A 6553-nucleotide genomic window follows, 5' to 3' on the forward strand; every position below is an offset into this window, starting at 1 on the left:
ATAAATGGTTTAACCATTAAAAAGACGATTCTGCTGGACGCTTAAACCTTTTCTGATACGTAAAGCTTGTTTGAGGCTAGGAACATCATTTTGCCATTGTTTGAGGACTAGAATGATGGCAATGATTTCAGTTCGGGTTAAAACACCTAACCAAAAAACGATCCAGAATAAAATTTGGCCTTGTCCTGTGAGCGTGACTTGTACCAACAAAGCGAAGAGAAATAAGGTCCAAATTTTTGCGCCGAGGCTATGGGTGGCCACTTCTTTACGGAACTTAATAAAACTCACAAGGTAAATTGCAACTTCAAATAGCGTCAGAATAATGATGGGCCAGAAATATTGTTTAAAAAAATCGGGTTGTTGTAAATAAATTGAAGCAATTGCACAAATAAAAAAAACTTGGTCAATGTTAGAGTCTAATCGGCGTAATTTTTCGCTTGATATGCCTAGGCGTCTGGCAATGATGCCATCAAAAATATCACTCAGCAGTCCGAGCGTCAGAAAGATCACGGTAAAAATAGCATAGAAGTTAGGCTGAAGTAGGGTGACAGCAACAATAAGAAAACCCAGCACCAATCTGGAATAGATAAGTAAAGTCGGGATTTGATGTTTTAAAGGCATTAAATAAGCAGCATAAAAGATGTGCTGAAAGTATAGCAGGCGATAATAATTAATAAGACTAAAAGTAACATATTATATAAAAAACAACAGCCTAACGAGAGGCTGTTGCTCAAAGACATGTTCAATATTATTGAATACCTAAAGCATCTTTCATGATGAAGAACAAATCTGTTTGATCAAGTAATCCTGATACATTAGCAGCACGAGGTCCATAAGCAGCAATACGCACTTGGGATCCAGTATGATGTTGACTTGAACCTTCTGGTGCTGTGCCATAATTGATTGCCATTGCAACACCATCTTTGGTTTTTAATGCTGCTGTTTGACCTGGGCTCTCACCTTTAATTGGAATGATCTGGCTGGTATGTGCATGATCACCAGTAACAATAATCAAGGTGTCACCATACGCTTTGGCGAATTTAAGTGCAACTTGAATAGCCTCATCCAGCTGTACAGTTTCACCAATTTGGCCACACGGATCTGCTGCATGGTTCCGTTTATCAATTGAACCACTTTCAACTTGTAAGAAGAAGCCTTTGGGATTGGGTTTTAGGAGCTCAAGCGCTTTCTCGGTCATTTGTGCTAAACGAGGAGTTGAAGTGGTAAATGCAGTATTGTCTCTACAGCTTTCCGCTTCTTTTTTATGACCATTCAGTTGTGTGTTCGGGCCACTCCAAATGACAGGGAGATTACCGTCAGCAAATAAACCTAGAAGAGGTTGGTTTTGATCAGCAAAATTGACTGCTTTAAGTGAGTTAAGGTCTTCAACAATCCGATAGTTTTCTAATTTGGCACGTTCAAGTAATGTTTTGCCTTGGAAAGGGCCTGCTTTAGCAACTTGATAAAAACTTTTTCTACCACCGCCTAAAGTTACATCTGCACGGGCTGATAAAAGTTGTTCGGTAATTGAACCGAGACCGCCATTTTCAAGCGCACTATCGGTACAATTTGCTGAGGTTTCATTTGGACCATAGCATTTACGTGAACTGATGTGAGCAACTAAAGCAGCAGGTGTGGCATCCTGCAATTCAGTTGTCGTGACATTACCTGTTGCAAATCCTGCTTTTTTGGCCAGTTCTAAAATTGTAGCATGATGCTTTTTGTAGATATCTAAACCGAGCGCATTATTATAGGTTTTAATCCCTGAAGCCCATGCTGTTGCAGAAGCGGCTGAATCTGTTACATAATCAATATTGCCATTTTTATCGAGTGCATAGGTTGTATAACTCCCTGTGAATGGTAATACATCTAAGCCTTTAAAATAACCAGCCGCACCTTCCGTATAATTACGTGCAGCAGTGATTTCTGAATCGCTCGTCCCATCTCCAATAAATAAAATGATATTTTTTACAGTTTTGTCGCTTAAAGAATCTTTCATTGCTTGTGTTCGCTCTTTCTTTAAACGGGTTGCACCACCAAATTGACGGATATCCCCACTGGCGCCAGCTTCAAGTAATTCACCAAGTTGTGTATTGGGTGATGGTGTTGGCAGCTCTGTGGTTGGAGGCGGTTGTGGTGTTGGTTGAGGTTGCTTAGAAGAAGAGTCGTGATCATTGCCGCAAGCGACCAAGAGAGAAATAACAGCAGGTAAAAGTAATAGTTTAAATTTCACGTGATTTCAACTTGAAAAATAGTTGAAAATGATAGTAATAATTAAATGTGAAATTTTGGTTAAAATTATATTTTGAATTTCTTTAATTTATTGCTCATTCAGGCTATGAAGCTTAGCTTCCATAGCCTGAATAACGTGTAGATATTAGAAATTACATTGTAATTGAGTTGTCTGGAGTTGATCTGGGGCTTTACGGCTATCCAAGCCTGCGCTTGCACTGAGGACTTGATTCTGCTTGATTCTTAATTGAATGAAATTATACTGAAGCGTACTGTTGTTGGGTTGTGTTGAGCTACTATTTAATAAATATTCAGAATTGGCTTTATCAACCTGTAACAAGTTATCTGTACTATCACCATCCAGTTTTGAGCTAAAAGTTTGCCCATCTTTTACTAACTCTAACTGGCCATCACCACGGATATTAAGTTGACAGTTACTGTTTGGGTCTTTGTAATTGCCAATCAAATATTCAATGGATGGTAAGCTAGCACTGACAATATTAATTCCTGTAATACCTTGTTTACACGGGTAAATAGAGCCATTGCATGTTTCAGTTGTATCAGAGAATCCAACAGCACGGCGGTAATCACCAGCACCAACAACGCGGAAAGCATCTGCCGTATTATTTATAGGGCCATTACCAGCATAGGATTTTTGTTGCAGGAAGCTATAACCTTGTGGGTTTAAGGCTGCTTGACGATAACTATCGGCCAGTTGTAATACTGCCTGTTTTAATGAAGCAGCAAACGTGTCTCTGGCATTTTTCTGATTTGCGGCAATGAATAAGAGATTGTTCTTGGAGGGATCAATATTGTCCGGAGTTGCAGTGACTAATGACGTAAGCGTACTTTGATCGCCGCGTAATTTTTTCGCATCAAGATAACCGTCTCTTAAATCTACTGCCAGATTTTTGGTAAATTCAGCAAAGTTATTGTTGGGATAAAGATTTGCCCATTGCTGAATAAAACCAAAACTGAGATAGGTGTTCACGTATGAATTCAGGTTTAATGTGGCATCTTGGGGGGAAAATATTTTTAGAACAGAGGAAGAGCTTAGATTTGGGATATCTAATTGATAAAACGCACTAGTTAAAGCTGAATTTACATCGGCAGTGGCCAGATTTAATTGAGAAGCACTCACTTTTGTTGGGTTGATATTGATATCTGTTGGCAGAGAGCCAGAACGAACCAAGGCACGTTGATAAATTGCTTCTGAACCTGGATTAATATAAATCGTTTGCGTAAGACTATTGGTATTGACTTCAACCAGACTATGCAATGTCATAGAAACATTTTGATATTGACTATTTTGAAAGTCGAACACCAATGAATTCGGAGTCGTTGAGATCTCAATGCGGTATAACCGTTCTTTATTTAGAACACGCGGTAGAGTGATATTAATGTCTGACGTTGTACTTAAGTTTTGTTCCAGAACAAGAGTATTATCAAAATTATCAAAGATTCTAAGCACAACATCTCGCATTTCAACTGCAGCAATGATATTGAAGCTTTTGGGTTTGGGTTCAGTAACTGTTGGTGTTGTTTCTACTTTTGCACTACTTTCACCACTTCCACAGCCAATTAACGCAGAGCTGAGTAGAAGGGTGCTTAGTCCTAAGCAGATATGATGATGTAATCTTTGTTTTGACATCAAAGAAGGCATTCCAGCTCTCCAAAAAATTTTGCATCCATGAAATTTATTATTACCGCAATTTTTTTATTCTATTCGAATAGTGAAATGATTCAATAGTATTTCTTGACCAATGGTAAAATCACTTCAAATATAATGTAGTTATTGATCTTCATGTGTCGGCTTATGGCTGATTAATGTGGCTAGATAACATTTTTATTTTCTTAAAAGTTAGGCACTTGAAGATTGTGTAAAATTCGGCAAACTGCCATACTATTTACCTAAATGAACGCTTGAGGTGTCACACGTGATTTCTGTTGGTATTGTTGGTGGAACTGGATACACTGGGGTTGAGCTATTACGTCTTTTGTTAAGACATTCACAAGTTCAGGTTCGTATTCTCACTTCTCGTACAGAAGCAGGAAAGCGCGTTGCAGATATGTTTCCGAGTTTACGCGGACATACAACACTTGAGTTTTCAGATCTGGATTTAGATCAATTAGCGCAATGTGATGTTGTATTTTTTGCTACTCCACATGGTGTTGCAATGCAACATGCAGAAAAACTGGTCGCTGCTGGTACTAAAGTGATTGATCTTGCAGCTGATTTCCGTTTACAAAACTTGGCCCAGTTTGAAAAATGGTATGGTATGCAACATAGTTGTCCAGCTATGTTAAAAGATTCTGTATATGGTTTAACTGAATTAAATCGCGAAAAAATCAAACAAGCACAAGTTATTGGTAATCCAGGATGCTATCCAACCACAGTGCAACTGGGTCTGGCACCATTACTTAAAACATCAAGTCCGCTTATTAATACACAAAGTATTATTGTGGATGCAAAATCAGGCGTATCTGGTGCAGGTCGTAAAGCAAGCCTTGGTATGATTTACAGTGAGAATGCTGATAATTTTAAAGCGTATGGTGTTGCTGGGCATCGCCATCATCCAGAAATTGTTGAAGCGCTGGAAAATATTTCTGGGCAAAAAGGACAGTTTGATCAGCTTATTTTTGTTCCGCATTTAGTGCCTATGATTCGCGGTATGCTGAGTACAATTTATGTGGACTTAACTGAGCAAGGTCAGCAAATTGATTTACAAACTCATTATGAAGATTTTTATAAAAATGAAAGATTTGTAGATGTTATGCCTGCGAATAGTTCACCAGAAACACGTAGTGTTCGTGGTGCCAATGAACTCAGAATCGCTCTCTATCGCCCACAACCAAATAAACTGATCATTCTGGTTGCGCAAGATAACTTGGTGAAAGGTGCAGCAGGTCAGGCGGTTCAAAATATGAACTTAATGTTTGGTTTTGATGAAGCAGCAGGCTTGGAAGGTATTGGTTTATTACCATAAAAAACTCTTTTTTACTTCACACACATTTAAATTTCGATTTTAATGTGTGCTTTGATGCAGATCATAACGATAGAGATGATGATGGAAAACGTTGAACCGACTACTTCACCAGACAGTTCCGTTGAAAAAAATAAATTCTTAAAAACGAATTTACCTTTGATTATTGGCGCTACGATTTTGATCGGTAGCAGTTTTATGCTTGGTTATACTGTTGGTCACCGTCAAGGTTTAACTGTAGTGGGATATGATGCAGATGCTGAGCAGTTGGTTGATGTTGTTCAGAAGCAAAAAACCGCTTTAGATTCAGTTAGCAAAAGTTTGAATGCGGCTGTTCAAGAGCGAGATATGGCTGTGAGTAATGCAGATGACTTGTTCAAGGCTGTGAACCAAGCCAATGCAGATAAAACCCAGTTTGAAGGAATGAATACGATTTATCGTGATATCTTGAGGCAGCGTGGTGGTGTCAGTTTAACCATACAAAATATGGCGATTAAATCATTACCTGAAAATGCATTTGAATATCAGATTGATCTTGTTCAAGTTAGCCCAAATAAACGCCGTGCATCTGGTTCGGTTGAATTACGTCTGATTAAAGATACTGAAGTTTTGGTCGTACCTTTAGAAGACAGAAACTTTAACTTTGAAGATTTTGAGCGTTTGACTGGGCGTTGGACAATGCCTAAAGGTTTTACACCTCAATTCATTGAAGTACGTTTGACAGGATCGGGTACACCTGTAATCAAACGTTTTAGCTGGCAGCGTGGTAAGCCTGTGGATGTAAGTTCAGCTTTTGTATCAGAAATCCCGCAAGCAGAAGCGAATGCTCAATAATTTTTTTAGATTAAGAACTCAATATGCGAAGATACAAACGCCAAATGAATTTAAGTGAAGTGAAAAACTCTTTTCATCAATCAGGTTATGTCGATTGGCACTTAAATCCACGTTTAAGTGATTCGCAAGAGGATCATGACGGTGAGGTAGTGGTACAAACTGCCCCGCCAGAGTTAAAACGCCCGCCCTTATATGCGGTTGTGTTAATGAATGATGATTACACACCAATGGATTTTGTCATTGAAGTTTTGCAAAGCTATTTTGGGCTGAACTTTGATCAGGCCAGTCAAGTGATGCTTACGGTTCATTACGAAGGTAAAGGAACAGCAGGTATTTACCCACGGGATATTGCTGAGACCAAAGCCAATCAAGTGAATAACTATGCCCGTTCGCAAGGCCATCCTTTGCTATGTCAGATCGAACCTGAGCAGCGTTAAGAAAAGCAACGCTTTTTAGCTGCGCAAGACGAGCAACTAAGTTGCGAGTAAAAGCGTTAAGAAAAG

General features: G+C 38.9%; 6 protein-coding genes. 3 read left to right on the top strand and 3 right to left on the bottom strand.

Annotation, left to right across the window (positions count from 1 at the left end):
- Nucleotides 1–9: 9 nt before the first annotated feature.
- From Aba26S_RS01255 to Aba26S_RS01265, 3 genes are all read right to left on the bottom strand, one after another.
- The gene (locus Aba26S_RS01255) at nucleotides 10–621 is read right to left on the bottom strand and encodes a CDP-alcohol phosphatidyltransferase family protein (protein ID WP_043969800.1); all 612 of its coding nucleotides are present in this window, start codon (nucleotides 619–621) and stop codon (nucleotides 10–12) included.
- 127 nt (nucleotides 622–748) lie between these two features.
- Complete coding sequence (phoA, locus tag Aba26S_RS01260; protein ID WP_043969801.1) at nucleotides 749–2233, bottom strand: alkaline phosphatase; 1485 nt, start codon at nucleotides 2231–2233, stop codon at nucleotides 749–751.
- Nucleotides 2234–2377: 144 nt separating this feature from the next.
- Entirely contained in the window at nucleotides 2378–3895 is a 1518-nt protein-coding gene (locus tag Aba26S_RS01265; RefSeq protein WP_043969802.1) for a hypothetical protein, read from the bottom strand.
- A 274-nt stretch (nucleotides 3896–4169) separates the two neighbouring features.
- On the opposite strand from Aba26S_RS01265, the gene argC reads away from it, so the two are divergent.
- The 3 genes from argC (at nucleotide 4170) to clpS (ending at nucleotide 6487) form a co-directional block, all read left to right on the top strand.
- The gene (gene argC, locus Aba26S_RS01270; protein WP_043969803.1) at nucleotides 4170–5219 is read left to right on the top strand and encodes an N-acetyl-gamma-glutamyl-phosphate reductase; all 1050 of its coding nucleotides are present in this window, start codon (nucleotides 4170–4172) and stop codon (nucleotides 5217–5219) included.
- Between the two features lie 81 nt (nucleotides 5220–5300).
- Complete coding sequence (locus Aba26S_RS01275) at nucleotides 5301–6050, top strand: DUF6776 family protein (protein ID WP_005241765.1); 750 nt, start codon at nucleotides 5301–5303, stop codon at nucleotides 6048–6050.
- A gap of 23 nt (nucleotides 6051–6073) precedes the next feature.
- Nucleotides 6074–6487 (top strand): ATP-dependent Clp protease adapter ClpS, encoded by a 414-nt coding sequence (gene clpS, locus Aba26S_RS01280; protein WP_168926869.1) that lies wholly within the window; start codon nucleotides 6074–6076, stop codon nucleotides 6485–6487.
- Nucleotides 6488–6553 lie beyond the last annotated feature (66 nt).

This window comes from Acinetobacter sp. NBRC 110496 (assembly GCF_000876115.1).
In the GTDB taxonomy this organism is placed as follows: Bacteria; Pseudomonadota; Gammaproteobacteria; order Pseudomonadales; family Moraxellaceae; genus Acinetobacter.

Excerpts from the sequence above, each read along its gene's own strand:
- Aba26S_RS01255 (WP_043969800.1), bottom strand. The coding sequence starts at position 621 with ATGCCTTTAAAACATCAAATCCCGACTTTACTTATCTATTCCAGATTG.
- Aba26S_RS01265 (WP_043969802.1), bottom strand. The coding sequence starts at position 3,895 with ATGCCTTCTTTGATGTCAAAACAAAGATTACATCATCATATCTGCTTA.
- Aba26S_RS01275 (WP_005241765.1), top strand. The coding sequence starts at position 5,301 with ATGGAAAACGTTGAACCGACTACTTCACCAGACAGTTCCGTTGAAAAA.
- clpS (WP_168926869.1), top strand. The coding sequence starts at position 6,074 with ATGCGAAGATACAAACGCCAAATGAATTTAAGTGAAGTGAAAAACTCT.